A 25,998-nucleotide genomic window follows, 5' to 3' on the forward strand; every position below is an offset into this window, starting at 1 on the left:
TATTAGATTACTAAAGAGAGAAGGATAGCGAATGAGAGACACATCTTCACTCATTACCGTATTTTTATGTATTGCACTACTAATATTTTGGCGTCGTTATCGTTCTATGCATAAGCCAATTAAGGGGACGGGAAAACGTATTTTGTGGCCATTATTATTTTTAACACCAGGTGTTTTATGGTTTTTTGGTCCTATGCATCCAGCTATTTTACATGTTATTATAGCAGCATTTATTGGAGTTCTTTTTGCCGTACCACTTATAGTTTTAACAAATTATGAACGAAGAGATGATGGGAATATTTATACGAAAAAAAGTGCAGCTTTTTTAATTACTTTTATTGCACTTATCATTTTGAGGTACGGTTCAAGACAATTTATTGTTGACTTAGATCAGCAAACAATAGGTTTATTATTTTATGTTGTTGCTGTCTCGTATATTATTCCTTGGAGAATTGCATGTTTTATCAAGTTTAGGAAAGTTTGGCGGGAAAATAATAATCACACTATATGAAAACTTCTCATTTGAGAAGTTTCTTTATTTTTACATGTATGTAAAACAAGCTGTTGAAGGACAGGCTATCATAGAATATGATACATATTATAATGAGGGGAAGTTGCGGGGATAAAAATGCGTACAATTTTAGTTTTTCTAAATAACATGTCCATCGATAAAATAGAGAACATTAGACATAAACATGATCCTTTATTTGGATTAATTCCACCACATATAACAATCGTATTTCCATTTAAAAGTAATATTTCAAATGATGAATTAAAATCTCATATTTTGAATTTATCAAGAGGGGTTGGCAAAATTGAAATTGAGTTTGCAAATCGTATCACTAGTGTAGGAAACTATTTATTTTTAGAAGTTGAGGGAGGGAAAGAACAAATAGAAGAACTACATGATTTGCTGTATACAGGACCTTTAATACAATTTTTAAAAGAAGATATTCCGTATATACCGCATGTAACAGTCGGGAGAAAAGAAAGTGCGGAGTTAGCTGCTGAAGTAGCTAAGGAAATTCATAGTTTCCCTGAAAAGTTACAATGTGTAGTTGATAGAATTAGTGTAGAGCGAATTGGAGAGAATGGGGAATCAATTATTGAATTTGAAGTACCGTTGCAAAAAAGCTGACAAGTGTCAGCTTTTTTTATTCGTAACATGAAGTAAAGCACCAATCGCACCGCTATTACCACCATCGCGTAAAAAGATTGGTGTTTTATTTTGATATTTTGTGTAGTTACTAATAATATTTTGAAGGTGTACGTTATTACATAGAGTGGAACCAATATAAATAATATGGTCAATGTTTTTTGTTTCGGCGAATTGAAGGCTTAATGCAGTAACGACTTCACCTACAAGCCCTTGCACAGTTGCTAGTATGTCAGCACTACTAAAATTTGAATCTGTTTTGGTAGCTTTTCCGAAATTGCTAGCAGTTAAGCTATTATCAATAGGTGAGAGAATGCCACCATAAATATCACCAACCGTAATATCTAGTTCTTTTCTAGAACCTAATTTTGTTAAAGGAATCACATCTTCAAAATGATTTATATTTGTTAATAATTTTGAAAGCCCCATAATAGTACCACCGCCAACACCAGTTCCGCCAGCGCGAATATATTGGTCATTATAAACGTAATGAATGGAAGTACCTGTACCGATATTTGTTAATATAAAGTTATTTATATCATATTTTTCTTCTTTTAATATGTATTGGACACCTAATAGAGTAGCTTCAAATTCATTTCGTTCTACTATTTTATATGAGTCTGAAAGTAGTAGCTGTAATTGTTTTGCTTTACCACCTGTAATACATATTTGTTTTATACGAGTGTTTTTCTTAAGCCAATCTATTATTTTATCTTGTTCATTTGAATAAAATTTTTCAAAATCTAATTGCTTTTGTTCGTTCAAATAAGCAATTTTCGTTAATGTTCCTCCAGCATCGATACCGATAGTACTTTCCATTTTCCTGCTCCTAACCAAGTAATTTGTTTACTCTGCTCATGTTGGTGAGACAAATTTGTAGGAATTAGATACCCCGCGGATTAAATCGTCTCTAATCTGCTTGATATATTAATAGCTTTTCCACAGTTACAATCGGCTGATTATTAACAGTTGCAGTACCTTTACCGAGAATAAAACCTCGACGATTGCGAGTTAGCTCATAATGTAAATCAAGTTTATCACCGGGATATGCTTTTGCGTGAAATTTAACCCCATCTAATGAGGAGAGGAAGCCTAGACCTTCAGAGTCATTTGGATGTACAAATGCACTAAGCTGAGCAAGTGCTTCTACAATTAGCATATGAGGCATATGTTTTTGACTATCATTTATAAACCATACATTATTTGTAATGAGTTTATATCCGGTAACGGATTCACCATGTTTTACATTTGTTACTTTATCAATCATTAAAAATGGATAACGATGAGGAAGAGTGTCTTTAATGTGCATATGAAAGTACCTCCAATGAATAATACCCCTGCTACGGTTAAGCAGGGGAGTTATCATTAATTTTTAACTAATTCATTTACTTTTTTAAGCGAAAAAATACCACTATTTCTAATATTTTCAACAACTTGTTGTAACACTTCTTTATCTTGAACAAGTGCAATACGTACAAAGCCTTCTCCGTGAGGTCCAAATGCATGACCTGGCGTAACAACGACATTCGCACGATCCATTAATGCATAAGCGAAATCTATAGAAGTCCAGCCTTTCGGAATTTCGGCCCAGACGAACATACTACCAGCTGGTTTATCAACATTCCAACCAAATGTTCGGAAGCCATCAACTAAAGTATCTCTACGTTCTTGATATATACCGCGATTTTTCTCACAAAACGAAGCGCCATTTCTTAGTGCAGCTGATGCTGCTTTTTGAATTGGTAAAAAGACTCCGTAATCTGTATTTGATTTAAATTGCGTAAGTGCGCGAACAATTTCTTCATTACCAATCATATAACCAATACGGCTACCTGCTAAACTATAACTTTTTGACAAAGAGTTGATTTCTACGCCAACTTCTTTAGCTCCAGGTACAGATAGGAAGCTAATTGGTTTATTACCATCAAAATAAAATTCAGCATAAGCAAAATCATGGACAACAATAATGTGATGCTTTTTCGCGAATGCGATTACCTCTTTAAAGAAATCTTCATGAGCCATTGCTGGAACCGGATTCCCTGGGAAGTTTAAAATCATCATCTTCGCTTTATCGGCAATTTCTTCAGGAATGAGCTCTAAGTTAGGTAAGAATTCATTCTCTTTCTTTAATGGCATGTAATAAGACGTTGCACCAGCCATTTGAATACCTGTTTCATAAGCTGTATATCCTGGATCAGGAACTAATATAATATCTCCCGGGTTCGCATAAACCATAGGTAAATGAACGAGTCCGTCTTGTGAACCCATTAATAATAAAACTTCTTTATCGGCATTTAAAATAACGCTATGATTGTTGTTGTAATATTTAGTTACAGCTTCGTGAAATTCTTGAATACCACTTAATGTGTATCCATAGCTTTCTTTTTCACTTGCTGTATGTACCATTTCTTCTCTTACGAAGTCAGCAGGTGGCATATCAGGATTCCCGATACTTAAATCAATCATTTTGTGACCTGCTGCAATTTTTTCTTTTTTATAAGCCCCTAATTCACTAAATATAGAAGATTGGAATGCTTTCATTCTAGTTGCTAACGTGTAAGTCATCAAAACCCCTCCTAAAAACAGTGTTTTCTTTCTGCGTTTTTAATTATTCTGAAAACACATGGTTACATTTTATCATTTTTTTATGAAAATTAAAACGATTGACAAATTTAGAGGGAGGATTAGTCTTTTTTGAAAGGGCGCTGTAAATAAGGATTGGTTAACTGAACTGTTTATTATATCTTTCTATACGGTTTAGGATGTTTTATAGTTTTTATTAAGTATATCCCGTATATTTTGGATGAAAAAGAACACGAAAACGAGGCCTAATATACCACTAAGCCAATAGTATGAATTTCCTGTCGTGAATCTTTCATAAACTGAAAGTGCACTCCATAGGATTAGGATAATGGAACAGATTGTTGATACAATTAATGAACTTAAACTTCTCAAAAAAAGCACCTCGCATTAAAATATTGTTATTATATAATACTACATTTGAATTTTAAGATTTAAAAGAGGAAAATGTTTTTGGGGAGGTTTTGTAAATTAAAAATAACGCAGAAAATATTTTCTGCGTTTTAAATGAAGTGTAATCATTTCTTTTTATATGTACATAATTTTTCCACTGCATAAAAGTATACATTTAATTTGCCATCGACAACTTTTAAAGTTTGATCCGATGTAAATGACTTACCATAATCAATGTGATATACATTAGAATTCTTTACAAATGAGCCTTTGTATAAATCTTCTTTTTCCTTTGATGTTTGCATCTCCACTAAATATTGAACAATTTTTTCTTTCTTTTCTTCTTTTACAACTGTTTCAAATTTATAAGATGTAGGGCAAAGACCATTTTTGTTGTCAACGACTTCCCAAGAACCGTATATATCATTATTGCTACATCCGCTAAGTAGAACGATGAATATAGGAATAATCAATAGAATCTTTTTCATTTTGTGCTCCTTTCATTTCGTTTTCAATAAACGTGCGAATACGATAGTGATATTGTAATAAATAAAGTTTAAATTTTTATAAAGAATTATTTAATTTCACATAAAAATTGGAGGAAGGTGAGGTTTTTAAAATAAAAAGGCAGGAATCTAATGTAATCCAGATTCATGCCTAGTGTGCTATCTTATATTTTGTTTTTTGAGGATAAATGAAGTAGAAAGAAGAATGACAATACCGTTTAAAATATACACGTTTATAATAGAAGAGGTTAGGTTAATTGATCCAAAACCAGCGTTATCGAATTTAGAAGTGAGTGCCGTAGTTGTCAAAAAAATAATAGGCGTTAGCAGTAAAAATATGAAGCCTGCCACAATTCTTCTTTTAAGGCTATGTTGAGATAGGGAAATTGCTAAAAAGTTTATGATGCTAAACATAACGAATACAACAAAAAGGATAATAAATAACTGGATGCCATCAGACATTTTGCACCTCCTATAGACCGTATTTATATATTATATTCGAAAGCAAAATGGGGTACTCCTTTAAATCATTTCAGTAAACGTAATAAATAAGATTATATATAACAAAGAAGCATGGATTAATCTAATGATCCATGCTTCTTTTCTTAAGTTATAAATTCGCAGATTGTGAAGGTTGTTTTTCATATTGTTTCTGTTTAGATAATGAAATGAAAATAATTAATAGTGAAATGACACCGAAAATTAATACCATGTACTGTAAACCAATCGTATCTAAGAAGAAACCTGTGCCAAGTAAGACAATTTGGAACATAACTCTCTCAAACATATTACGGAATGAGAAAAGACGGCCGTGATAGCTTTTTTCCACTTTCGTTTGGAAAATTGTCGACATAATAGGGAAGAAGCAACCGACACTAAAACCAAACAAACCAAATGATGTAAGTGACATCCATTTTATATCGCTAAAGAACAAGGAAAGGTGTGCAAAAGCGGTACAAACTGCGAAGAAATATAATAATTTTTCAGGTTTGAAATGGTCAGATAAACGTTTAATAACGAAGGCCCCTAACATAAATGCAACACCTTCAATTGTATATATAAATCCTTTAATCGTTGGATCATGCTGCATTTCACTAATGTTAATTACCATTAAATTAAATCCGGCTATAAATAATAGAGGGATAATACTTAATATAAGTGCTGTAAAAGCAATAGGAATCCCTTTTAATATACGAAATACTTCCATAAAGCTATTATCTTTTGCAGCTTGTTTACTTGGTGTTGTTGATTTCTTATCTTCGAATTGTAGGAAGAAAGTTGAGAGGAATAATAAAGCGTACGCTGCCATTGAGAAGGCATACATATACTGTAAACTCATTACAACTAAAAGAATTCCACCTAGTGAAGTGCCTGCAATACGAGCGATTGTACCTACATTCATATGTACACCGTTCATCTGTAATAACTCATGCTCACGTACGATAAGTGGGATTACAGATTGTAATGCAGGGAAATAAAATGCTGCCGAAATTTGAAGAGCAACCATAAATGCAATCATAAAGGCGATACTTTCAAATTGGATTGCGAAAAACATAAAGATAACACTAATAACACGACCGAATCCAGCATAAAGAAGAACTTTTTTCTTTTCATACTGATCAATGACACGACCTGCCATAGGGCCCACTAGAACACCTGCTAATAATCCGATAAATAATATAACTGATTTCATGAAATCAGAAGGGACATATTTTTGCATAAATTCAAGGTTGCCAAGAATACCAAGCCATAACCCTAGACCAGCAATAAACTCCCCAATTAACACAATCCAAACATTTTTATTACGCCACATAATGTAAAACCTCTCCGTCTTTTAAAATGAAAAACTCGTATATAAAACCTCCTTATTTTATGTGTAATTTATAACGAACTTTTTTAGAGTCAGAGTCTATATTACGTGTTTCATGAGTGGATTTCAATTTTTTTGATTTGTCGAAAAGATGATTTGTTAGTTGATGAAATAACCAATGAAAATGTAAAAGAATTGTGACGAAGTGTCTATTGAAAGTAAGGATAAATTTGAACAAAATAAAAAAGCAAGAACATATATACTACGTCTTGCTTTTTTCAAGTACAAAATTAAATTTTAGATTGTTTAGCAGCATTTACGTTCTTGTCCAATAGCTAATGCGCTAAAAGATAGAGGACCAATAACTTCTGCACTTGCGCCACTAGTTAGGTTTTCTACAGTTAATGAATATTGGTGTGTTCCACTTCCAACGTTTTGATCTATAGCTTGAAATGTTTGAGCATAGAATTGTTCAGAATCTGTAGATTCAATACCTACTTGTGTATTAAAAATTTCAATGTTATCACGGAAAATTCGGAATAAAATTTGTGAAATCTCAGTTATCCCTTCTACACCAACTGTAGCGATTAATTCTACTCGGTTATTATGAGAATCTCTACTTGAAATTCTCAATTTCAAATTTGCTATAATTGCTTTATTTGGAGAAGCTGGGATTGCAAAAGTAGTTTCACCAGTTTTACTTATAGGTTGAGTAGCCTGGTAATCAATGATATGAGTCATACTCGTCACCTCCTTATATACTAAAATATGAAATTTACGATGAAATAGATTGGACAAATAATAGTATGTATTAAGAGAATGAGCACAATTGTTGAAAAGAGGGAGAGCAAATGAAAGCATCAAGAAAATACCACAATTATGTGATAGTTTTCTTGATGCTTTTTGTAGTTAAGCCGAATATTCTTCTTTACGTACCTCGAAAAATTCATTGCGACGTAAGTAATTATAAACTTTTTCGGAAACCGCTTCTTCTTCAGACATTAAGAAGCGATGATCAAAAGCATAGAATGATTGACCTTTAATTAATTTTACGTAATATATTTTACACGCCTCCTCTAGCAGAATTGGAACTTACCTAATATTATGATGGCCTATATGCTTGTGAATCATACTTGGATTTTCAAAGGATATAAGCTAAACAAATTGAAAAAGCTTACAAAATTGTAATGTTGTTGTCACGTTTTCCGATAGTTAAAAACAATCACTCTCTTCTATACTACAAATAAGTTACATAAAATAAGGGGGTAAAAAAGATGGATGAAGTAATTGGAGAAGTAGTAGTAGGTATTTGTGAATTTGTGGTTGAAGTAACGGCGGATGCTATTGGGAATTTAGTTTCCGGAAATGATGAGGAAAAAGAGACATTATAATCGTTTGTAAAAGTATAAAGATGATCAAAATATAAAGGCTGATTTCTAAAAGGGAGTCAGCTTTTTTATTTTTTACATTATATTAATTTCATTTGAATATTCATTTGTTATTATATTTGTGAAACTCATAAAGGGGGTGAATAAATAAAGATGTCGAATTCAGGGTCTGATTTATCTGATTCTCGTTTGATTGTGGCGAATGTGGAGGAAAAGGAATATCACTTTATTGTTCGTGAACATCCAATTGTAGGGAAAATTATATCGCTATTGGAAAATGGTTTGATAGATAAACAAATCGCTAATAAAGATAAATTTATTAAATCGGAGCTTACTAAATTAGATTATTTTAATGCAGATGTTCTATTTCATACACCTGGATGGATATGGATTGGCATGGATCAATTTGGTTTACATGCTCGTGAGGCTACTTATAACGAAGTAGACGTAATTATAAAGTTGAAAGAGAATTTATATTATATAGATGTATATGAAAAAGTAAAAATGTAATAGATAGTAAGTGAGGTTAGGGGACAAGTTCCCGTAGCCTTTTTTGGTTTAATAATAAAAACGTAAAATCTATATTATGTTGATGATAGGACAGCATGATAAGAAGTGAGCTGAAAAGAGGATTTGAAAATACATAAAGAGAATTTTAATTATTACATGAACTCTATATGTAAATAACAATAGAAAGAAGATGATAAAATGAGTAAAGAAGAGCTTGTGAAACAGCAGTTTGGTAATAATGCGGAGAAGTATGTGAAAAGTAAAATTCATGCTAAAGGGCCGGATTTACAATATGTAGTTCAACAAGTTGAGTCTCGTCATAATTATCGTCTTCTTGATATTGCTACTGGCGGTGGACATGTTGCGAATGTATTAGCTCCATTTTTTAAAGAAGTAGTTGCCTTAGACTTAACTGAAAAAATGTTAGAGAGTGCGAAAAATTTTATTATAAGTAATGGACATGAAAATGTATCTTTTGTCGCTGGAAACGCTGAAAGTTTACCATTTACAGATCGTTATTTTGATACGATTACGTGCCGGATTGCAGCACATCATTTTACGAACCCATCTCAGTTTATATATGAAGTAAATCGTACGTTAGAAGATAATGGATTGTTTATTTTAATAGATAATGTTTCACCGGAAAATAATGAATTTGATACGTTTTATAATTTTATAGAAAAAAAGAGGGATCCGAGTCATGAACGAGCGCTGAAAAAAACAGAATGGATGACCTTGTTAGAAAAAAACGGTTTGCAAATGCAGTCATGTCTTACTTTTGACAAGAAATTTGAATTTGACTGGTGGTGCGATATGATGAATGTACCTTTGCAGAAACGCGTGAAGCTAACAGAATGTATGATGAAAACATCAGATGAAATGCAAGAATTCTTTAACATTGAATATGAAAATAATAAAATTATATCGTTTTATACTGAAATGGCACTGTTTGTATGTAAAAAAAGTGCGACATTAAAAAGATAAATTTCTTGCAGTCTTTTCAAAGTACGTTATACTTAGTACAGAGAAAATGAGAATTGAGGAAATGTAATAATGATTCGCGTACGTATTGAAGGAACTGAAGAAGAAATGCTTGAATTTATGGAGAACATGCCGGATATTCCTGGATTTGAAAAAACACATATGAGAGAACCGAGAAAAGGAAATAATCCAAAATACGATTCAAGTAAAAGTGTACTAGCATATTTATCTTATAAAAAGATTGAAGTCGCCAATAAATAGGCGGCTTTTTTAGTTTGCACCGTTTCACAACCTTGTCTTTTTCACATAATAATAATAGTAGATTATGCTGAAGAGGGGTGAGGATAGTTAATAAGAAAATCATCTTTTTTGGAGACTTTGGTATTGACGATGCGGTGGCTTTAATTTATGCAAATAAAACATGTAAATTAGATATTATAGGTATTGTTGCTGAATATGGGAATGTATCGCGAGAAATTGTAACGGAAAATGTGTATTTTCTAGAAAGATACTATGCTACAGAAGTAAAAATCATTGAAGGTGCAGCAAGACCAATGACGGCTGAAGAGCCTTTGTTCTTTCCTGAAATTCATGGGGATCACGGTTTAGGACCAATTATTCCACCTGATATGAGGATTTGTAAACGGGAAAATTTTTGTGAATTAATTAAATTAATTGAACCTTGTCCAGAAGATATTATTATCGTAGCGACAGGACGATTAACAACATTGGCAACGTTATTTTTATTATATCCAAATGTAATGGATAAGGTATGTTCGTATTATGTTATGGGCGGTGCTTTTTTATTTCCTGGTAACGTTACTCCTGTATCAGAAGCTAATTTTTATGGAGATCCAATCGCCGCAAATATTGTGATGAAGTACGCAAAGAATGCGACTATTTATCCGTTAAATGTAACGCAAGGAGCCCTCATTACGCCTGAAATGGTGGATATTATTAATAAAGAAGGAACAGGACAGGCGAAGCTAATTAAACCCATGATTGATTTTTATTATGAAAACTTTTATAAAAAAGAATACCCGGGTATTGCTGGAAGTCCGATTCACGATTTACTTCCGTTCATTTCTTTTATTAATGATGATATTTTTGAATATAAAAAATCTGCAGTTTGGATTAGTACGACAAATGACGTAACAAGAGGACAAAGTGTGGCAGACTTTAGAAAAATAGCTGAACCGACAACGTTTGATAATAGACCTATTCAAAAAATTGCAGTTGGTTTTAACTATTCAGCTTTTAAAGAAGAGTTTATGCGGACCATATTGAAGCCTGATTGTCCCTAATATATGAAATATGAAATGTATCAACCGGAAGTCAAAAACTGGTCGTTCATTATTTTGAAATAATCTAATAGTTGATCTGTATGAATAACTAATGAAAAATGTAACATAACTAATGGTAAGCAATTGTTTCTAATTATATTTTGATTGGTAAAATATAAAGGAGGTTATCATATGATTTGGTCTTTAATCGTTGGTGGTTTATTAGGATGGTTTGCAAGCTTAATTACTGGAAAGGACGTACCAGGTGGCGTAATTGGTAATATTATTGCTGGTATTATCGGTTCTTGGATTGGTTCGAAATTACTTGGTAGTTTTGGTCCAGTCATTGGCGGATATGCAATTATTCCAGCTTTAATCGGTGCGATCGTTTTAATTTTCATCGTAAGCTTCTTATTACGAGCAATGCGAAAATGAATGTAAGGACTGTTTACATTTGTAAGCAGTCCTTTTTATATGTTATGCTAGTATTATACAATCAGGAGGTGTCAGCATTGAAAACATTTACAGTAAATTTCCATCAAGAAGATAATGCTAAAGCAACAACAGTACATAAATTAAGTGAAGAGGACTTCAACAAAGCAACAGAAAAAGGCACTCGTCATCTATTTGATTTAGATACAAACGTTGGGTTCTTCGTATTCTTTGACGCAGAAGATGCAGAAGGAAATGATCAATACTTAATGTTACAATACGAAGGCGATCATGAAGAGCCAACTGCGTGCTACGGATTTGATTTAAAACTATACTATCAATTTTTAGCACTGTACTTAAATGATCTTGAGTTCCAAGGTGAAACAGATGAAGAAGAGGAAGAATATGGTCCAATTCATCATTTAGCTCACTTACTTTACCATATTGTAGAAGATGGTAAGTCAATCGAAGTGTAAAAATACATATGTAAAGCTGTCCTTTTTGGACAGCTTTTTTATATGACATAGATTTTGTGTACTATGAGCTAAATAAATCAATAATAGAAATTTACTTATTAAATAGCATTATCTATTACTTTCATGTTTCATTTGTAAAACATCTGTTATAATGACTTTAATTAAATTTATGGAGGCTAATTCTATGCTTGTAGATGTAAAAGCTTTTATTAAAGCTGTAGGTTTAACATGCATTTCATCATTAAGTGGAGATAATACATTTGCTAATAATTTTGAAACTGTAAAAAGCATTGTTGTTACATCCTTTAAAAAGTTAAGATTCACCATTTAATTTCAGTTAAACCAGTAGGAGAAGAATAATCACTTCCTGCTGGTTTTTTTCTGTTTCAAGGAGCTGTTGTGACAATATATTTTAAGTTAAAGATAGAGGATATAATTACCGAGAAGAGAAGGTATATATAAGGAGATGAATACGATGATTAACAATATAATCCCAAGCTTTTTGAAACTTTTGGAGAGCGGTGATATAGGATTACATAACTTGAATAAATATTATGAAAGGCACACAGAAGTATTTAAAGAATACTTTACATTTCACTGTCCTAAGACGGAAGAACGTCTTTGTAGTGCGATTGAAAAGTATCCAGAAAAAATAGAAGATATACATATTGTTTCGGAAAATTTACCACGAATTATTCAAGAGATTAATGTGAACTATTACATTCAATTTGGCTTCGACGTAGAATTAACATTTTATATATTTGTTGGAGCTTTTGGCTCTAATGCATTTGTAGAAAGGGAAATCATTGGAGACATATTTTTTGCGGCAGAAAAATTATCTCCAGATTTAAATCACCTTCGTGTAATCGTCGCTCACGAAATAGGACATATATATCATAATGTTATGTTACAAAACGATGGAATGGACTGGGGGGAAGCCGAGTGGGCCGATGCGACGGTTAATTTGTATCGTGAAGGTGTCGCAACATATTTATCAAAGCAAATTATGACAGGTTTAAATGGATCAGTGTATTACTCATATGACAATGAGGGTGAACGTTGGTTACAATATTGTATAGAAAATGAAGAACATATAAAGAAACGTTTTTTGGAAGATTATATAGAAGGATGGACGTTTGATAAAGAGAAAGAGTGGTTCCGGTTATCTGGCGGACAATATTTTGGGTACAACCGACTCGGTTATTTTTTAGGAACAGCTTTTGTAGAATATGTCGTGCAAGCATTAGGTGAGAGTGAAGCATTTACATTTTGGAACAAACACAATTTGAAAAGTAGTGTAATGGATTGGTTATCGAAATGAATAAGATTATAATAAGGGGCTGAAATGTATGAAATTGTATGTAAAGATAGCTATGTTATTACTCGCTTTTACATGCATATTTGCATTAGCAGCATGTAAAGGGACAGGCGAAAAAAAGGAAACAAACCAAACATCGGAAAATAGTAAAAACGAACAGAATAACTCAGCTGAAGAAAAGAAAGAACCTGATGCAAAATCAAATAATGAAGGATCAACAAAACCAAAGTCAGATTCAAGCACGAAAGATACAGTAATAAATCAAAAATTAATTAACCAAGTTAAAGGTTTGTTCGAACTAGCGAAAGAAGGAAAAGTACCTAACGTTCCGTTCGCAGCGCATACAGGAGATATTGAAGAAATAGAAAAAGCTTGGGGGAAAGCAGATAAAACGGAACAAGCAGGTAACGGAATGTACGCTACCTTTACAAATAAAAATGTTAGCTTCGGTTTTAATAAAGGATCACAAGTTTTTGATGTACGCTCCTATCATGCAGAGCTACAATCAATTACATTACAAGAAATAGAGAAAGCATTAGGAAAACCGGCTTCAGTTAAAGTAAATGGGGAAGACAAAATATATGCATATAAAGTAAACAATCAGTTTGAGCTAAAATTCATTATTCCAAAATCGACTGGTAAGGTAAATCATATTTCGGTATTTTCGCCAGAAGATAGTATTAATAAAATGGCAGGGTAATAAAAAAGGATGTCACAATAGTCTCAAGACTATTGTGACATCCTTTTTTTTATAAAGAAAGCATCCTATAAAATATGAGTAGTATGCTCCGAAAGGTCTTTTTTCATTTTATTACGTTCTATATTTTGAATAAACATTGCTTGAATAATGCCTCCGACTACTAAGAAACAAGCACAAATATAAAATAGCATGCTCCCGTTTAGTTGACTTAATAAAACCGCACCAAGTACAGGACCGCATGTTCGAGATATGTCCCAATGTAACCCGTAAACTGAAAAATACAATCCACGTTTATCTGTAGGAGCGATTTCTGAAACGAATCGAAGTAAATGGTTTAAAGCAATACTTTCTCCAATGACTAAAAAGAGTAATGTGAAAAATAATGACGGGATTGTTGCTGAAAACCCGTAGCCAATTGCAGCTATTGTAAAGCAGGCGTAAGAAATAAGGATGATTTTCGTCATGGAAAATCGTTCAGACCATTTTACGAGGAAAATTTGTAGAATGATTTCCATAATAGCCTTGCATGTTGAAATAAAAGCGAGTATGAATACGAAATCCGGAAATATATCTTTAACGAAAATGCGATAATTTGTCTCAGTTTGAGCATAAAAAAAGCTAATAGGAAGCGTAGTGATTATAAGTCCTAAAACGGCGTAATGTTTGCGTACAAATTGCTTTGGAGATGATACTTCAAGTTTTTGCTTTGGAGCTGTAAGTACTGGAGCAGTTTCTGGAAGCTGCGTCCAAACAACGACTGCATATATCATAAGTGTAATGCTTTGCATTATAAATAAATATTCGGGGTGCGTACGATAAAAGATAGCACCAATTATTGGACCGATTACGGAACCAATTGCAGCCATCGTATGCAAAAGAGCAAAAATTTCTGCTTGCTGTTTTTGTTTTGTTAAATCAGCAATTTGTGCACGTTGAGCAGGAATATATAAGGAACGGCCCACTCCATTTATGACGTATAGCAAAGCAAATATAAAAACAGATTGAGCAAATACGAAGCTGCCGATTGCAACGCCTTGCAGCAATAAGCCGAGTAACATAATTTTCTTTCGCCCATATTTATCAGTCACTCCTCCAGCAATAAGTGTAAATACAATGTCTGAGAGAGGTTGTAGACCGAAAATAAGCATGGTGATTATTATATTACCGTTTAACATTTTATTAACGTAAATAATCATAATGAGAGCTAACATAGATTCAGTAGTTCGAGTTAATAATTCGCCGCACAGTCTAATAATAATGGGGTTATTATAACGTAGTATAAGATTATTCAATATTAATTCCTCCTTTCTATATTGAAATGATAAGATGAAAGGAGAAAGGGAAAAAGGGTAGAAATAAAAGGGGTTATTTTTCACCTTTTAGGGGGAGTATGATGTTTATTTTAGATCAATATATTGAACTATGGTGTGTCTACGGTAAAGGGAGACAAGAAGGAGAACGATTAGAAGTAACCGTACAAATGATAGCAGAAACATTATTTTGTACAGAGCGTAATAGTAAATTAATTATAAAAAAATTAGAAGAGCTACATTGGATCACTTGGTTTCCAGGTCGCGGGAGAGGGAATCGTTCTAAATTAATATTTCAAAAGCAACCAATTCCACTAATTTTAGAAAGAGGAAAAGAACTAACGAAAAAAGGAGATGTGAAAAGTGGAATCTCATTTGTAGAACGCTACAGCTCACAATTTCCATCAGTAAAGAAAGAGTATAAAGCTTGGGTAGATTCCATATTTGGTCATCAAATAGAACGGACACCTGAAGGAAGAAAAGACGTACTTCGTTTGCAAGTACAGATGAACCTGGACATCGCTTTAGATCCAGTATACGCAACAATGCGCTCAGAATGTCATATGGTTAAACATATTTTTGATACACTCGTATATGTTAATGAGGAAACAAATTGTATAGAGCCTAGACTTGCTTTTCACTGGCAATATAATGTTGCTGAAAAGATTTGGACATTTTATTTAAGAAAAAGCGTATATCTTCATAATGGAAAACGGCTTACTGCACATCATGTTATACATTCGTTGAATCGATTTATGGAAGCTGAAAACAACCCACACGCATGGATGTTACAACATGTTGAAAATGTTCGTGCAGTGGATGAATATGTTGTTGAAATTCAATTACATGCTGAAAATAGGATGTTTTTACATATGCTTAGTGCAGAACAGTGTTCTATCGTACATGAAGATGAAACTGGAAGATTCATTGGTACAGGGCCTTTTACATTACGAGAGAAGAATGCATATTTATTTGTACTAGAAGCACATGATTTATATTATCGCGAAAGACCTTTCCTTGATCGAATTGAACTGTTGAATGTGGAGCAAAGTGTAAATACATATGACGTGTTAGTAAAGGCGCAGTATAAAGATAAAGAAAAACATAATAAAGAAATTTCTCGGCTTGAATCGAACGTGACATATGTAACGTGTAATCTTGTAAAAGAAGGGCCAATGCAAGATGAGTTGTTTCGAAAGGCGCTACATCAAATTATTCATGGTGATAAAATTGTTCAAGAACTCGGCGGAGAACGTGGAGAAGTAGCGAAGAAACTAATATTAGCAAATGAAAGCATAGTAGAGATTGAAGAAGATATAGCTTGTTTAGTTAAAAGGAGTACGTATCATAATGAAGTGCTACAACTCTATACATTTACAGGACTAGATCACGTAGAAGATGCAAAATGGATACAGAAAGAGTGCGCGAAGTACGGGATTCGTGTCGAAACTAATTTTCTTGAAATAGAAAAGTTATTGGAAATAAGTACGATACAAAGGGCTGATATGATGCATGATAGTGCAACTATTAGCGAACGAATAGAAGATAGTATGCTATATATGTTTCTTACAAAAAATAGCTTTATTCATGTGCAAAGCAGCATGAACTTTCATAAAACGTTGTCCCCGTATTTTAAACAAGAACGAGTAGAAAAAAGAGTTACATTGTTACGCGATATTGAGAACACTTTGTTACGTCAAATTCATATTATTCCTTTATACCGCAACAAACAACAAGTAACTTCTCACGAAAAAGTACAAAATATAATGATTAATTCACAAGGGTGGATTGATTATTATGAAATATGGTTTACATGTTGAGATAAAAGGGTTTTTACGCATTTTATAGGATGCGTGAGAACTCTTTTTTTTTGTGAAATAGGGTTGTTTTTACACATTGTTACGCTACTTATGATAAAGGTCTATTTACAGCGTAACAGTGTTATGTTACATTGTTATCAGGAAGGAGTGTTATACAGTTGAGTACAGATTTAATTTCAAAAAAAGATTTATTAGAACTAACTGGTATTTCATACGGACAGTTATATAGGTGGAAAAGAAAAAATTTAATACCGGAAGATTGGTTTGTACGAAAGTCAACATTCACGGGTCAAGAGACATTTTTTCCGAAAGAAAAGATATTAGAGCGTATTGATAAAATCCAAACGATGAAAGAGGATTTATCACTTGATGAACTAGCAAATATGTTTTCACCGAGTGTAAGAGAAATCCTTTTAACAAAGGAAGACATATTACGTAAAGGGATTGCATCAGAGCCAGTTTTACAATTCTTCATAGAACAAACGAATAAAACAATAGAGTTTCAGTTTGCAGATATTCTGTATGTGTATATGTTAGAAAAATTACTACAATCGGGAGAGATTAGTTTAGAAGAAGGAAAAATGGTCTTGCAAGTTTTATATGAAAATTATGAAGCGATTAAGCATAAAACTTGTGATTTAATTATCGTCCGAAAGTTAGGGATTTCTACTTGTTTCTTAGTTTCAAACGTAGACGATTTAATTTTTGAAAAAGGCACCAAAATTGTTTTACGTGAAGCGATTATGAAATATACCGAAGCATTAAAAACGAAACTATTGTAGTGGGGGAGAAATTATGCGTACAGAAAATTTAATTATAAATGGTTATGGTTCATCGAATGGCGGCGAGTTTCATAAAGTGCAATTAAATGGAAAAGGGACTGTGAATGGAAATGTTGAATGTGAAAAATTTGAATGTAACGGTTACGGTGCAGTTACTGGTGATTTGAAAAGTAGCAGTGCACGAATTAGCGGATCTGGTAAAGTCGATGGCACCGTTCATGTTGAAACGATGCGAATTGATGGAAAAGCAACTATTACGAAAGATGTGAAGGCAAACAGTTTGAAAATTGCAGGAAAAGGTACGATAGGTGGGAATGTCACTGGTGAAGAATTTAAAATCAATGGTCAAGCGACGATTGATGGCAACTGTGAAGTGGATACTTTTTCTTCTGATGGCCAGTTTACAATTGGTGGATTATTAAGCGCGGATGAAATAAATATAAATATTCACGGTACATGTCGAGCGAAAGAAATTGGTGGTCAAACGATTAAAGTAAAACATAGGATGGGTACTTTTAGCAGACTGTTTAAATCAGTATTTGGTTTACAATTAGAAGCTGAACTGTTAGAAGGTGACAATATCGAAATTGATTATGCTCACATAAGAACGGTAAGAGGAAGCAATGTTACAGTAGGACCGAATTGTGAAATTGAACTGATTGAATATACGGGTGTTCTTACTGTTGATAAAAGTGCAAATGTAAAGGAAATTAAGCAGGTTTAATGGGAGGGAGAAAGTAATATGGAACATCAACATAGTCTTACTGTCAATGGCTCTGGTAGTTCAGCAGGCGGGGATTATAACAAAGTGAAGATACGCGGCGAAGGAACGATTTCTAATGATATGAGTTGTAATGAATTTAAAACGTACGGAACGAGTGATGTACAAGGTAATATGAAAGTGAAAAATTATGTTGTGTATGGGGATAGTGAAGTACAAGGAAATGTAACTGCGGAATATGTAAAAATATACGGAAATACACAAATGAATAGTGATGCTCATATTGAAAAAACGAAAGTAAGAGGTATGATAGAAGTTAAAGGGAAGTTTACTGGTGATTTCGTAGATGTGAAAGGCGCTTTAAATGTGAAAGGAGATATCGAAGTTGAAGAACTATCACTAACTGGTGGTCTTGAAAGTGATGGATTACTTAATGCTGAAAATATTGAAATTTTACTTCGTTATGAAGGAAGTAAAGTGAGAGAAATTGGCGGTAAAAAGATTACTGTTCGTAAAAAAGCGAGATTTATTCCGTTTACAAGTCATGCTGGAAGCCTCCAAACGTCTGTCATTGAAGGAGATGAAATTTATTTAGAGCATACTATCGCTGAAGTAGTAAGAGGAAACAACGTTACCATTGGTTCAGGGTGTGAAATTAGTGTTGTAGAATATCATACTAGTTTTAACCAAAAAGGTAATGCAGTCGTAAAAGAACATAAACAAATATAAGTAGTACGAGGGAGAGCAAGGTTATGGTTGAGAAGAATAATAAGCTCGGCTTTGTTGTGGCGGGCTTATTGCTAGGTATTTTAATGGCATCAATGGATAATACCATTGTCGTAACAGCAATGGGAACGATCGTTGGTGACTTAGGAGGCCTTGAAAACTTTGTATGGGTCGTTTCTGCCTATATGGTCGCAGAAATGGCAGGTATGCCGATATTTGGAAAACTATCAGATATGTATGGTAGAAAGAGATTCTTTATTTTCGGTTTAATCGTCTTTATGATTGGTTCGGCACTTTGTGGTACTGCTGAAAATATTACACAGTTAGGTATTTATCGTGCCATTCAAGGTATTGGCGGCGGGGCATTAGTGCCGATCGCGTTTACTATCGTTTTTGATATTTTCCCTCCAGAAAAGCGCGGGAAAATGGGTGGATTATTCGGAGCAGTATTTGGTTTATCAAGTATTTTTGGTCCGTTACTTGGTGCATATATTACAGATTACATAAGCTGGCACTGGGTATTTTATATTAACTTACCGCTTGGCGTTTTAGCACTTATTTTTATTACATTCTTTTATAAAGAATCACGAGTTCATAAAAAGCAAAAAATTGATTGGTTTGGCGCAATTACTTTAGTTGGTGCAGTAGTTTCTTTAATGTTTGCGCTCGAATTAGGTGGACAAAAGTATGATTGGGATTCTAGCTTTATTTTAAGTTTATTTGGTGGATTCACTATTTTAATAATCGCATTTATTTTTATTGAACGAAAAGTAGAAGAGCCAATCATTTCATTCGAGATGTTTAAACAACGTTTATTCGGAATGAGTACCATTATTGCATTATGTTACGGAGCTGCATTCATGTCAGCAACTGTATATATTCCATTATTTATTCAAGGTGTATATGGCGGTACTGCAACAAATTCGGGATTATTACTTTTACCGATGATGTTAGGATCAGTCGTAACAGCGCAGTTAGGTGGATTTTTAACGACGAAGCTTAGCTACCGAAACATTATGATTATTTCTGCTGTTATTATGCTGATTGGACTATTCTTATTAAGCACGTTAACGCCAGAAACAAGTCGTATATTATTAACGGTTTATATGATTATTATCGGATTTGGAGTAGGTTTCTCATTCTCTGTACTAAGTATGGCAGCTATTCACAACTTCGGTATGGAACAGCGCGGATCTGCAACTTCAACGAGTAATTTCATTCGTTCATTAGGAATGACACTAGGTATTACAATCTTCGGAATGATTCAAAGAACAGGTTTCCAAGATCAATTAGAAGAAGCATTTAAAGGGATGGGCGGGGGAATGAATACAAACGCTTTAGGAGATTCAAGAGCTATTCTATCAGAATCGGCAAGATCTCAAATCCCGCCGCAAATATTAGATAAAATTATTGACGCTCTTTCTAGTTCAATTGTTCAAACATTTATGTGGGCATTAGTACCAGCAGGTTTAGCATTCGTATTTATTTTCTTTATGGGAAATGAGCGCATGGTAATTAAGAAACAACAAACGAATAAAAAGAGTGAAACATCAAAAGCGTAATGAAAAAGCTACTTTCCAATTGGAAAGTAGCTTTTTCGTATGTACGGATTTAGATTAGCCTTCGATAATTTCGTATTCTTCGTCTGCTAATAATAAAACTTGTGTTTTCTTACCTTTGTTTTGGACTTCGATTACATCGTATGCACCTAAGTCTCTTAGCTTGCTTTGAGAAGCGTTAACCATAACTTCCATAGAATCAATTAAGATATCTTCTTCAATGTATGATTCAGGCAATGCCATATCTTCTGTTTCTAATACACATGCATATAGATTTTGTAAATTTTCAGCAGTTGGATTTTGTTCCTCAACATCAATGATATTTTTTACTGCTTCCATATTTTCTTCTTTTGCTTGGTACACTTTAATTTTAGCCATTGTTTTATTCTCCTTTATAACGTAATCGTAGAGGCTACACCTTATTATAACGTTTTTTTCATGAAAGATGAAATTGTTATATGTATTTATAGGGAAATTTATGTGCTATTACTCATTATTGGCGTAATTTCATTATTAACGTGATGAGTAAGTAACTATATTATGGCGTTAAAGTTATATTGTCCAAGCTTTTCTCATATTCCGCTCATATTATATGTATTAGATAAAACATATAGAGAAGGGATGGAGTGTAAGTGGGTTGTGAGCCGAAACGAAATAGTCGATGTTGTCAAAAAAGCATATGTGAATTTTTACAAAGTCTAGAACCGTTTACAAAAGTGGAGAGTATCGTAATAGTTGGAAACAAAATTGTTGTATCCTATTTTCTTTCATTTAATGAGAGGGAAGGTATTGTATCATTCGTACAAGAGGATGATGAGGTTATCTTTGTAGATTGCTCTAGGATTGATGCAATTCAAATAGGAAAGGTTTGTAGTTGTAAAACGAAAGTTAAATTTATTGAAGAGGATTTTAGTCTTCTTGGAAATGTGTGTCCGCAATGTTTAACGGAGGGAAGTACACTCTTTTTCGACTTTCACAATCCAGAATTGAATGTATCACTACAAGCAAAAACTATTGACGCACCTAGTTGTACCGAATTTATAGATGAGATGGGGAATGTCGTAAAACAAATTACTATAATTGGTGAAGCGATTGTTTCTAAAGATTTTGTTCAAGTGCCTGAACTATTAAACTTTCGATTAGTTTTATCTGATACGGCTGCGAATCCTGTAAAGTTTGGAATACTGTTCATTAATTTCCCAGATCTTACGTTTATTATTCTTTTCGCATCGAGTGGATACCTCAAAATTTCGAACTGTTTGAAAATCGAGAGTGGAGCTGGTAATACTGAGATAGAAGAGATGAAAAAGATGATATCGAATGACGATAATACGTACACATCAGTTGTTAAAGTGACTAAAGTATATAAAAATGGAGGAACAGAATCATATATTTATAAGAATGAGTTATAACATACGTATTTAAATGAACCCTCAAACGAGTATTGAGGGCTATTACATAATAAAAGATGATAATCGGTTACATGTAGATTGCAAATTATTATTAAGTATATTTACTGTTAACCTTTATACAGGACAGTCGCTTACTATTTATTAGATGTTATAATAATTTTATATTTACGAATATTTTACGATTATATATAGTTTAATAAACTTTTGTTTATATATGAAAAGTAGAGTTAAACTGATTCCAAAGAAAGCGGGAATGTAAATGATATGTGAAGCGAGTATACATACGAGAGAAAAATTAGTTACTATGTTCGAGGATTTCAATAACGTTGTTTTACTTTCTTATTTACAAGGACATATGGGTACTGCTTGGGTAAATGATCTTGAAAACCCAACAGTAGCGCAAGTTACGGTGGGGATTTTCACATTTTACGCTGGGGATCCAAATAGGAAAGAAACAGAAGAATTACTACGTAACATTCCTGATAGAATGTTAGTAATCGTAAATAGTGAAGAGTGGAAAAAGCGATTAGAAACATTTTACGAAAGAAAAATAGATAAGTTTTTACGCTATAAATTCAAACGCAATGCGGAAGTTTTTAATCGTTCAAAATTACAATCTTTTATATCAGCGCTTCCAAAAGGATACGAGTTACGAAGAATAGATGAACATATCGTAAATATCCCTACACTACATAAGGTCTCTGAAGATTTTACAAGTCAATTTCAATCAGTAGAAGATTATTTAAAACGAGGTATAGGGTATAGTATTTTGTACCAAGGTGAAGTTGTATGCGGTGCATCATCGTATAGCATTTATGATAATGGGATTGAAATTGAAGTGGCGACTGATCACAATCATAGAAGAAAAGGGTTGGCGACTATAGTTAGTGCAGCGCTAATCTTGGCCTGTTTAGAAAAAGAGATATATCCAAACTGGGATGCAGCGAATACTACGTCGGCTAAACTGGCAGAAAAACTAGGATATGTTTTTGATAAGGCGTATGATACGTATTTTGTGGATAATAGGTAAATGAATGAATTTGTACAATTGTATAACAGAAAAAGTCTAGAAAATCCTATAAAATTCATATTAATTACTCTTTTTTAAAATTACAAATTGGTATAAAAATCGACTTGAAAAAGTCGTTTTTTATTTTTTAACAATAAGGTGCATCCAATACTAATTTGCTTTTGCATAGATATTATGGAATGAAGAAATTTACAAAATTAATTTTATTTGTCTTAATAAATTTAAGAATAGATTTTTGAAAGTTTCTTCGAAAATATGGTTATCCTTTTTACTATTGAACTTAATCAACATATTATGGTGTTTTTCCGCGATAATAGTTAATAATTTTTAAATAGGTAAATATTCATAAAAACTAATTATATTAAACTGTGTGTATTTGACTAATAAAGATAGAATACTATCTTTATTTGCAAATGATAAAAGTGACTATGATACAAACCCACGCATTAATAGAAAAAGTACATATACAGTAAAGAGAGTTAAAAAACTCTAATTTTTTTATAAAGGAGATTATAAAATATGAGTGAACAATGCCCAATTAATGTACCATGTCAGGTAGCAGGACAAACTCAAACACCATTAAGTGATGCACCTGCAACGCCAATTACTACTCCAGGAGCACCAATTGTAAAAATACCAGTTGTATTAGCAGAAAGAACGATTCAAATTGTTGTAGAATCTGATATTTCATTAGATCCTCCAGCAGTTGAAATTAAACGTATCTTAAAAAATGCATTTTTAACACAATGTAAGTTAGTTCCTGTAGCATTCGAACCAGTACCAGGTACACCTTACCGAAGAGTTACAAGAGCAAAGTTATTTGTACAAGGATATATTCGGAAAAATATTGAGTATGCAAATGATGAGTGTAATGGAGTGCTATATGACCGTATTGCAAATGTTCCATTTTCTGGTTTTGCAGATTTAACAGAAGCTGATTTTCTATCATTAGCTATAGTAGCTGCTTCCTCAGATACTACTTCTCACTTTATTAATCCTAAAAATGGTGATCTACCACGTTTAGACAAATACTTCTTCGAAAATACAGTTTTTTATAACGAACAACCATATTGCGAGTTAGTTAGCGCTCAATTTTTCGAATTAGACTTTTCGCCTTGTCCAACAGACCTAAATGAACCATTTGATACTCTTCGTGAAAAAATTGTACTAGATCTTACTTTAAAAGTTTTACAAGTACAACAAGTGCAAGTATAAAACTAAAAAAGCATTGTCTTTGATAAAAAGACAATGTCTTTTTTATTATTATAAAACATATATAATGATGAAAATGAATACGTGTAAAATAACATATTTTCCTGAATTTTATTAGATGGGGGGATGGTGATGAATAAGCCATGGATTGGGAAGGCGCTATGGGATGAAATTCACAAGTATAAAGATCTGAATAAACAAGATAATTCACGAGAAAGAATAGTAAAGAAAGAGGAGGAAGTATCTGAAGTAAAGAAAGAGGAGGAAGTATCTGAAGTAAAGAAAGAGGAGGAAGTATCTGAAGTAAAGAAAGAGGAGGAAGTATCTGAAGTAAAGAAAGAAGAAGAAGTATCTGAAGTAAAGAAAGAAGAAGAAGTATCTGAAGTAAAGAAAGAAGAAGAAGTATCTGAAGTAAAGAAAGAAAATGCAACATCTGAATCACAATTAGAATCTTCAGTGCGTTCAATGGTAGTGAAAACACCATTTTCTATTATTTCTGAAGTGTCTAGTTTTAAAATGTTTCCAAAAATAAACATAAAAAATCAAGAAGCGTTTGTTTTTCAAAATGAAAAAGATGTAGGTAGGCGTGAATTAGATTCTAAGTTATTAACTACAGTACAACAGTATCATTCGGAGGCTTATTGTGAAATAGTTTCTTTTAATCTTCATGAAAAAAGAGTGCTTATGGAATTATATAATAAAAAAGTCATAGGGAATATTGAAGAGAATAAGGCAGAGACATCTTCATGGACCCCTATACATAGCATAGTATTAGAGGGTGAAAATGAAGGAGAAATAAATAATGTTATAACAGCCAAGCTACCAATAGAAATAGGAAAATATAAAGGTGAAATTATTTTACGAGAAAAAGTTATATTTAAAGAAAAAGTCATAGGAATAAAAGAGGTGGAACAGGAGATTATTTTGACAAAAACTGAATTCTTAGTGCCAAAAGTAATGAAAAATGGACAAAATACATTTACAGTTGAAAAAGGGAGCTTATTTGTAGAAGGCTATATTTATCAATGTATTGAATACATATCAGAACAAAGTACATTTCATAATAATACGTATCAATTAATGCAAAATATTGTACTGGAATTAGTCGTTCAAGTAATACAAGAACAGGAAGTACAAGTACGAATTAAATAAAAATGAATATATTCTCTAAATGCTACAAATGGTTTTTCCTCAATAAATTCAGTGTAATATTTATGAATACTAATTTTTGCTAACGGGGATAGTTACTTTATTATATGAATCTATTTAGGTATATGAAAAAATAAGTGCTAACATGTTTGAAAACAAACTTACTAACACTTATTAAAAACAGATATAAAATTTGGATTATATGTGGATTAATTTAAGAATTTAATAAAAAACATTGATAATTACTTGCTATAAATTGATGTGTAATATAAAGTGTATTCACTTCTTTTTTTACAGGACTCACAATTTAAATAGTAATACATGTTTATCATAATTTTCTAAACACCAATTATATTTTTTTAGAATAATTGGATGGGCAATTTCTTTCGTTGTATCAACATCAGTAAAGCCGTATGTTTTATAAAAACTCTCGAGTTCTTCAAAAGGAAGACAATATACGTTTTGTATTTCTAATGTTTTCGCAGTTTGTATTAAGAATGAGACGAGCTTCTTAGCTAATTGTAGACCTCTAAATTTAGGAAGAATAAAAATCCCGCCCATTTCTATAGTATCTTCATCTATTTGGACTAATCGACCCACACCTGCATACTCGTTGTTGTATGTAATAATTGCAACTTTATCTCTGTTTAAATCACTTGGTACAAAATCTATTGCATTATATTGATTATTAATCCACCCTAAATCATTAGATATAGCCAGTTGAATACTCATATGCATCCTCCT

The 25,998-nt window shown here is 32.7% G+C and carries 31 protein-coding genes; 20 read left to right on the plus strand and 11 right to left on the minus strand.

Going from position 1 to position 25,998, the window contains the following annotated elements; translation table 11 throughout:
* The first annotated feature begins 31 nt into the window (after positions 1 to 31).
* Both ACXVYO_RS12010 and ACXVYO_RS12015 read left to right on the plus strand, forming a co-directional pair.
* On the plus strand, positions 32 to 511 hold the full coding sequence (locus tag ACXVYO_RS12010; protein WP_458467178.1) for a CcdC family protein: 480 nt from the start codon (positions 32 to 34) through the stop codon (positions 509 to 511).
* 117 nt (positions 512 to 628) lie between these two features.
* The gene (locus ACXVYO_RS12015; protein WP_001259223.1) at positions 629 to 1,138 is read left to right on the plus strand and encodes a 2'-5' RNA ligase family protein; all 510 of its coding nucleotides are present in this window, start codon (positions 629 to 631) and stop codon (positions 1,136 to 1,138) included.
* 6 nt (positions 1,139 to 1,144) lie between these two features.
* Here ACXVYO_RS12015 and coaW read toward each other — a convergent pair whose 3' ends face one another.
* The 8 genes from coaW to ACXVYO_RS12055 all read right to left on the minus strand — a co-directional run bounded on the left by coaW (position 1,145) and on the right by ACXVYO_RS12055 (position 7,507).
* Positions 1,145 to 1,975: a type II pantothenate kinase gene (gene coaW, locus ACXVYO_RS12020; protein WP_458467179.1), complete on the minus strand. Its 831-nt coding sequence runs from the start codon at positions 1,973 to 1,975 to the stop codon at positions 1,145 to 1,147.
* Positions 1,976 to 2,066: 91 nt separating this feature from the next.
* Complete coding sequence (locus ACXVYO_RS12025) at positions 2,067 to 2,465, minus strand: 3-hydroxyacyl-ACP dehydratase FabZ family protein (RefSeq protein ID WP_458467180.1); 399 nt, start codon at positions 2,463 to 2,465, stop codon at positions 2,067 to 2,069.
* Between the two features lie 56 nt (positions 2,466 to 2,521).
* A complete protein-coding gene (locus ACXVYO_RS12030; RefSeq protein ID WP_458467181.1) occupies positions 2,522 to 3,721 on the minus strand; it encodes an LL-diaminopimelate aminotransferase in 1,200 nt (399 codons plus the stop codon).
* Positions 3,722 to 4,254: 533 nt separating this feature from the next.
* Entirely contained in the window at positions 4,255 to 4,617 is a 363-nt protein-coding gene (locus tag ACXVYO_RS12035; protein WP_458467182.1) for a hypothetical protein, read from the minus strand.
* Between the two features lie 177 nt (positions 4,618 to 4,794).
* Complete coding sequence (locus ACXVYO_RS12040; protein ID WP_341519592.1) at positions 4,795 to 5,097, minus strand: hypothetical protein; 303 nt, start codon at positions 5,095 to 5,097, stop codon at positions 4,795 to 4,797.
* Between the two features lie 148 nt (positions 5,098 to 5,245).
* A complete protein-coding gene (locus ACXVYO_RS12045) occupies positions 5,246 to 6,448 on the minus strand; it encodes an MFS transporter (protein ID WP_061679667.1) in 1,203 nt (400 codons plus the stop codon).
* Between the two features lie 303 nt (positions 6,449 to 6,751).
* Positions 6,752 to 7,186, minus strand: a complete 435-nt coding sequence (gene exsC / locus ACXVYO_RS12050; RefSeq protein WP_458467183.1) for an exosporium protein ExsC — start codon at positions 7,184 to 7,186, stop codon at positions 6,752 to 6,754.
* Positions 7,187 to 7,354: 168 nt separating this feature from the next.
* On the minus strand, positions 7,355 to 7,507 hold the full coding sequence (locus ACXVYO_RS12055) for a YqbF domain-containing protein (RefSeq protein ID WP_080000137.1): 153 nt from the start codon (positions 7,505 to 7,507) through the stop codon (positions 7,355 to 7,357).
* A 479-nt stretch (positions 7,508 to 7,986) separates the two neighbouring features.
* Between ACXVYO_RS12055 and ACXVYO_RS12060 the strand changes: the two genes are divergently transcribed.
* The 9 genes from ACXVYO_RS12060 (at position 7,987) to ACXVYO_RS12100 (ending at position 13,533) form a co-directional block, all read left to right on the plus strand.
* A complete protein-coding gene (locus ACXVYO_RS12060; protein WP_458467184.1) occupies positions 7,987 to 8,343 on the plus strand; it encodes a hypothetical protein in 357 nt (118 codons plus the stop codon).
* 198 nt (positions 8,344 to 8,541) lie between these two features.
* A complete protein-coding gene (locus ACXVYO_RS12065; RefSeq protein ID WP_458467185.1) occupies positions 8,542 to 9,327 on the plus strand; it encodes a class I SAM-dependent methyltransferase in 786 nt (261 codons plus the stop codon).
* A gap of 69 nt (positions 9,328 to 9,396) precedes the next feature.
* Positions 9,397 to 9,585 (plus strand): DUF3970 family protein, encoded by a 189-nt coding sequence (locus ACXVYO_RS12070; protein ID WP_097820362.1) that lies wholly within the window; start codon positions 9,397 to 9,399, stop codon positions 9,583 to 9,585.
* Positions 9,586 to 9,662: 77 nt separating this feature from the next.
* Positions 9,663 to 10,628 carry a nucleoside hydrolase gene (locus ACXVYO_RS12075; protein ID WP_242256838.1) on the plus strand — a complete coding sequence of 322 codons (966 nt, stop codon included), beginning with the start codon at positions 9,663 to 9,665 and terminating at the stop codon, positions 10,626 to 10,628.
* A 171-nt stretch (positions 10,629 to 10,799) separates the two neighbouring features.
* Entirely contained in the window at positions 10,800 to 11,042 is a 243-nt protein-coding gene (locus ACXVYO_RS12080) for a GlsB/YeaQ/YmgE family stress response membrane protein (RefSeq protein WP_137053678.1), read from the plus strand.
* 77 nt (positions 11,043 to 11,119) lie between these two features.
* Positions 11,120 to 11,515 (plus strand): hypothetical protein, encoded by a 396-nt coding sequence (locus ACXVYO_RS12085; RefSeq protein WP_000847587.1) that lies wholly within the window; start codon positions 11,120 to 11,122, stop codon positions 11,513 to 11,515.
* Between the two features lie 184 nt (positions 11,516 to 11,699).
* On the plus strand, positions 11,700 to 11,846 hold the full coding sequence (locus ACXVYO_RS12090; RefSeq protein WP_242256836.1) for a chorismate mutase: 147 nt from the start codon (positions 11,700 to 11,702) through the stop codon (positions 11,844 to 11,846).
* A 144-nt stretch (positions 11,847 to 11,990) separates the two neighbouring features.
* The gene (locus tag ACXVYO_RS12095) at positions 11,991 to 12,836 is read left to right on the plus strand and encodes an aminopeptidase (RefSeq protein ID WP_458467186.1); all 846 of its coding nucleotides are present in this window, start codon (positions 11,991 to 11,993) and stop codon (positions 12,834 to 12,836) included.
* Between the two features lie 28 nt (positions 12,837 to 12,864).
* A complete protein-coding gene (locus tag ACXVYO_RS12100; protein WP_458467188.1) occupies positions 12,865 to 13,533 on the plus strand; it encodes a YjgB family protein in 669 nt (222 codons plus the stop codon).
* Between the two features lie 65 nt (positions 13,534 to 13,598).
* On the opposite strand, the gene ACXVYO_RS12105 is transcribed toward ACXVYO_RS12100, so the two are convergent.
* Positions 13,599 to 14,825 (minus strand): MDR family MFS transporter, encoded by a 1,227-nt coding sequence (locus ACXVYO_RS12105; protein ID WP_458467189.1) that lies wholly within the window; start codon positions 14,823 to 14,825, stop codon positions 13,599 to 13,601.
* A gap of 101 nt (positions 14,826 to 14,926) precedes the next feature.
* On the opposite strand from ACXVYO_RS12105, the gene ACXVYO_RS12110 reads away from it, so the two are divergent.
* The 5 genes from ACXVYO_RS12110 (at position 14,927) to ACXVYO_RS12130 (ending at position 20,454) form a co-directional block, all read left to right on the plus strand.
* On the plus strand, positions 14,927 to 16,663 hold the full coding sequence (locus tag ACXVYO_RS12110) for an ABC transporter substrate-binding protein (protein WP_458467191.1): 1,737 nt from the start codon (positions 14,927 to 14,929) through the stop codon (positions 16,661 to 16,663).
* A gap of 158 nt (positions 16,664 to 16,821) precedes the next feature.
* The gene (locus ACXVYO_RS12115; protein ID WP_458467192.1) at positions 16,822 to 17,445 is read left to right on the plus strand and encodes a YhbD family protein; all 624 of its coding nucleotides are present in this window, start codon (positions 16,822 to 16,824) and stop codon (positions 17,443 to 17,445) included.
* Between the two features lie 13 nt (positions 17,446 to 17,458).
* On the plus strand, positions 17,459 to 18,169 hold the full coding sequence (locus tag ACXVYO_RS12120; protein ID WP_458467193.1) for a polymer-forming cytoskeletal protein: 711 nt from the start codon (positions 17,459 to 17,461) through the stop codon (positions 18,167 to 18,169).
* An 18-nt stretch (positions 18,170 to 18,187) separates the two neighbouring features.
* A complete protein-coding gene (locus ACXVYO_RS12125) occupies positions 18,188 to 18,895 on the plus strand; it encodes a cytoplasmic protein (protein ID WP_458467194.1) in 708 nt (235 codons plus the stop codon).
* Positions 18,896 to 18,918: 23 nt separating this feature from the next.
* A complete protein-coding gene (locus ACXVYO_RS12130; RefSeq protein WP_458467195.1) occupies positions 18,919 to 20,454 on the plus strand; it encodes an MDR family MFS transporter in 1,536 nt (511 codons plus the stop codon).
* A gap of 54 nt (positions 20,455 to 20,508) precedes the next feature.
* Here ACXVYO_RS12130 and ACXVYO_RS12135 read toward each other — a convergent pair whose 3' ends face one another.
* A complete protein-coding gene (locus ACXVYO_RS12135) occupies positions 20,509 to 20,829 on the minus strand; it encodes a hypothetical protein (protein WP_001062734.1) in 321 nt (106 codons plus the stop codon).
* Positions 20,830 to 21,083: 254 nt separating this feature from the next.
* Here ACXVYO_RS12135 and ACXVYO_RS12140 point away from each other — a divergent pair, with 254 nt between their 5' ends.
* From ACXVYO_RS12140 to ACXVYO_RS12155, 4 genes are all read left to right on the plus strand, one after another.
* On the plus strand, positions 21,084 to 21,863 hold the full coding sequence (locus ACXVYO_RS12140; RefSeq protein WP_458467197.1) for a BC_2878 family exosporium-associated protein: 780 nt from the start codon (positions 21,084 to 21,086) through the stop codon (positions 21,861 to 21,863).
* Between the two features lie 259 nt (positions 21,864 to 22,122).
* Positions 22,123 to 22,893, plus strand: coding sequence for a GNAT family N-acetyltransferase (locus tag ACXVYO_RS12145; protein WP_458467199.1), 771 nt, complete (start codon positions 22,123 to 22,125; stop codon positions 22,891 to 22,893).
* A gap of 519 nt (positions 22,894 to 23,412) precedes the next feature.
* Positions 23,413 to 24,108 (plus strand): CsxC family protein, encoded by a 696-nt coding sequence (locus ACXVYO_RS12150; protein WP_001294980.1) that lies wholly within the window; start codon positions 23,413 to 23,415, stop codon positions 24,106 to 24,108.
* Between the two features lie 129 nt (positions 24,109 to 24,237).
* Positions 24,238 to 25,257 (plus strand): BC_2427 family protein, encoded by a 1,020-nt coding sequence (locus ACXVYO_RS12155; protein ID WP_458467201.1) that lies wholly within the window; start codon positions 24,238 to 24,240, stop codon positions 25,255 to 25,257.
* Between the two features lie 297 nt (positions 25,258 to 25,554).
* On the opposite strand, the gene ACXVYO_RS12160 is transcribed toward ACXVYO_RS12155, so the two are convergent.
* Positions 25,555 to 25,986 (minus strand): GNAT family N-acetyltransferase, encoded by a 432-nt coding sequence (locus tag ACXVYO_RS12160; protein WP_458467203.1) that lies wholly within the window; start codon positions 25,984 to 25,986, stop codon positions 25,555 to 25,557.
* Positions 25,987 to 25,998 lie beyond the last annotated feature (12 nt).

The organism is Bacillus sp. BC08 (genome assembly GCF_054326875.1).

Coding starts and splice junctions, on each gene's coding strand:
- ACXVYO_RS12010 (WP_458467178.1), top strand. CDS start 32: ATGAGAGACACATCTTCACTCATTACCGTATTTTTATGTATTGCACTA.
- ACXVYO_RS12015 (WP_001259223.1), top strand. CDS start 629: ATGCGTACAATTTTAGTTTTTCTAAATAACATGTCCATCGATAAAATA.
- coaW (WP_458467179.1), bottom strand. CDS start 1,975: ATGGAAAGTACTATCGGTATCGATGCTGGAGGAACATTAACGAAAATT.
- ACXVYO_RS12025 (WP_458467180.1), bottom strand. CDS start 2,465: ATGCACATTAAAGACACTCTTCCTCATCGTTATCCATTTTTAATGATT.
- ACXVYO_RS12030 (WP_458467181.1), bottom strand. CDS start 3,721: ATGACTTACACGTTAGCAACTAGAATGAAAGCATTCCAATCTTCTATA.
- ACXVYO_RS12035 (WP_458467182.1), bottom strand. CDS start 4,617: ATGAAAAAGATTCTATTGATTATTCCTATATTCATCGTTCTACTTAGC.
- ACXVYO_RS12040 (WP_341519592.1), bottom strand. CDS start 5,097: ATGTCTGATGGCATCCAGTTATTTATTATCCTTTTTGTTGTATTCGTT.
- ACXVYO_RS12045 (WP_061679667.1), bottom strand. CDS start 6,448: ATGTGGCGTAATAAAAATGTTTGGATTGTGTTAATTGGGGAGTTTATT.
- exsC (WP_458467183.1), bottom strand. CDS start 7,186: ATGACTCATATCATTGATTACCAGGCTACTCAACCTATAAGTAAAACT.
- ACXVYO_RS12060 (WP_458467184.1), top strand. CDS start 7,987: ATGTCGAATTCAGGGTCTGATTTATCTGATTCTCGTTTGATTGTGGCG.
- ACXVYO_RS12065 (WP_458467185.1), top strand. CDS start 8,542: ATGAGTAAAGAAGAGCTTGTGAAACAGCAGTTTGGTAATAATGCGGAG.
- ACXVYO_RS12070 (WP_097820362.1), top strand. CDS start 9,397: ATGATTCGCGTACGTATTGAAGGAACTGAAGAAGAAATGCTTGAATTT.
- ACXVYO_RS12080 (WP_137053678.1), top strand. CDS start 10,800: ATGATTTGGTCTTTAATCGTTGGTGGTTTATTAGGATGGTTTGCAAGC.
- ACXVYO_RS12090 (WP_242256836.1), top strand. CDS start 11,700: ATGCTTGTAGATGTAAAAGCTTTTATTAAAGCTGTAGGTTTAACATGC.
- ACXVYO_RS12095 (WP_458467186.1), top strand. CDS start 11,991: ATGATTAACAATATAATCCCAAGCTTTTTGAAACTTTTGGAGAGCGGT.
- ACXVYO_RS12100 (WP_458467188.1), top strand. CDS start 12,865: ATGAAATTGTATGTAAAGATAGCTATGTTATTACTCGCTTTTACATGC.
- ACXVYO_RS12110 (WP_458467191.1), top strand. CDS start 14,927: ATGTTTATTTTAGATCAATATATTGAACTATGGTGTGTCTACGGTAAA.
- ACXVYO_RS12120 (WP_458467193.1), top strand. CDS start 17,459: ATGCGTACAGAAAATTTAATTATAAATGGTTATGGTTCATCGAATGGC.
- ACXVYO_RS12125 (WP_458467194.1), top strand. CDS start 18,188: ATGGAACATCAACATAGTCTTACTGTCAATGGCTCTGGTAGTTCAGCA.
- ACXVYO_RS12130 (WP_458467195.1), top strand. CDS start 18,919: ATGGTTGAGAAGAATAATAAGCTCGGCTTTGTTGTGGCGGGCTTATTG.
- ACXVYO_RS12135 (WP_001062734.1), bottom strand. CDS start 20,829: ATGGCTAAAATTAAAGTGTACCAAGCAAAAGAAGAAAATATGGAAGCA.
- ACXVYO_RS12145 (WP_458467199.1), top strand. CDS start 22,123: ATGATATGTGAAGCGAGTATACATACGAGAGAAAAATTAGTTACTATG.
- ACXVYO_RS12150 (WP_001294980.1), top strand. CDS start 23,413: ATGAGTGAACAATGCCCAATTAATGTACCATGTCAGGTAGCAGGACAA.
- ACXVYO_RS12155 (WP_458467201.1), top strand. CDS start 24,238: ATGAATAAGCCATGGATTGGGAAGGCGCTATGGGATGAAATTCACAAG.
- ACXVYO_RS12160 (WP_458467203.1), bottom strand. CDS start 25,986: ATGAGTATTCAACTGGCTATATCTAATGATTTAGGGTGGATTAATAAT.